Annotated in this window: 2 protein-coding genes; both read left to right on the forward strand. The window is 37.4% G+C overall.

The window, feature by feature from the left end; translation table 11 throughout:
* Positions 1–390: conjugal transfer protein TraD (locus tag ADA42_RS02525; protein WP_048763435.1), on the forward strand; the 390-nt coding region annotated here is incomplete at its 5' end.
* 46 nt (positions 391–436) lie between these two features.
* Positions 437–949: a hypothetical protein gene (locus tag ADA42_RS02530; RefSeq protein ID WP_048763437.1), complete on the forward strand. Its 513-nt coding sequence runs from the start codon at positions 437–439 to the stop codon at positions 947–949.
* Positions 950–1,159: the final 210 nt, after the last annotated feature.

A 1,159-nucleotide genomic window follows, 5' to 3' on the forward strand; every position in this document is an offset into this window, starting at 1 on the left:
GCACTTTCTCGCCCTACCGACTATCAAAAATTGCTGATTGAACTCTATGAAAAAACAGATCGGACACCAATCGAAGATAAGAAATTGTCTGCTTTGATTCGGACAGAAAAAGCCAGCATTCGAGCCAACAAAGCAAAAAGGGACATGCAAAACCTACTCAATGCAGAAAAAACAAAGGAAAAAGCATTAGAACGTAAGGCTAGAACCAAACGACTAATTGAATTAGGTGCATTATTTGATATTGCTAATCTAGGTCATCACGACCCTGCCACACTGGTTGGCATGTTAAGTAACGTTAAAATCGCACCAGATGACCCAAAATGGACGAATTGGCACAAACAAGGGGTTTCTATACTCCAAGAGCGAAAACAAGCTAAAAACGCAAAATAGAAGCGACTACGAAAAAATAGTACTTCCCAGTACTATAGGTATTTAAATGAAAAATAAGTGTGTTGTCGTTCTAACAGCTCGAGGAAAATCTAGAATTTTAAGAGAAGGAGGAAGCCAGGCTTGGAGATTAAACGCTCATCATGCAGGAAAGTGCAGTTACGTGGTTTGCGTTCAAAACCGAAATAAATCTTGGGGTCACCCTGAAGCAAAGCACCACACAGCCTTTTTAGTCGGTAAAATTTCTAGTATCAGTCGATCTCAAGAAGCAGATTGTGAAGGTCGTTGGATAATTAATATTTCTGAATATGCAGATATTTCGATTCCTAATATGTGGGATGGAAATAGAAACCCTGTTGCTTATAGCACTTTAGAAGAGCTGAATATCAACTTAGAAAATTTACAGTTCCATAAATTAGAACAAGAAACTAGCGTCTCAGAGGAACCTAATAAATTAGAAGAAAAAAAATTAGATAAAATCTCAATTCCTGAAGCTAAAAGATTATTAGCAAACTATTTTGATGTTCCTGAAGAAAATATTTCCATCACAATAAATATGTAATTTAAAAGAGCAAAAGAATTACTTCTTTTGCTCTTTTTTTTGAGTAGCCGAGCGAGTGGCTACGAGCGATTGAGCGTTATAAAAATTTTCGCCATGCTTTTTCCCCGATTACAAATCTCCCTTTTGCTGTTAAGCGGTATTAACCGAGCAAAGCGACTGTATTTCAATTGATTCATAGCCGAGCGAAGCGAGCATAAAGCTTTCTGAGCG

This window comes from Acinetobacter sp. 243_ASPC (assembly GCF_001054715.1).
GTDB lineage: Bacteria > Pseudomonadota > Gammaproteobacteria > Pseudomonadales > Moraxellaceae > Acinetobacter > Acinetobacter soli.

Coding starts and splice junctions, on each gene's coding strand:
- ADA42_RS02530 (WP_048763437.1), top strand. CDS start 437: ATGAAAAATAAGTGTGTTGTCGTTCTAACAGCTCGAGGAAAATCTAGA.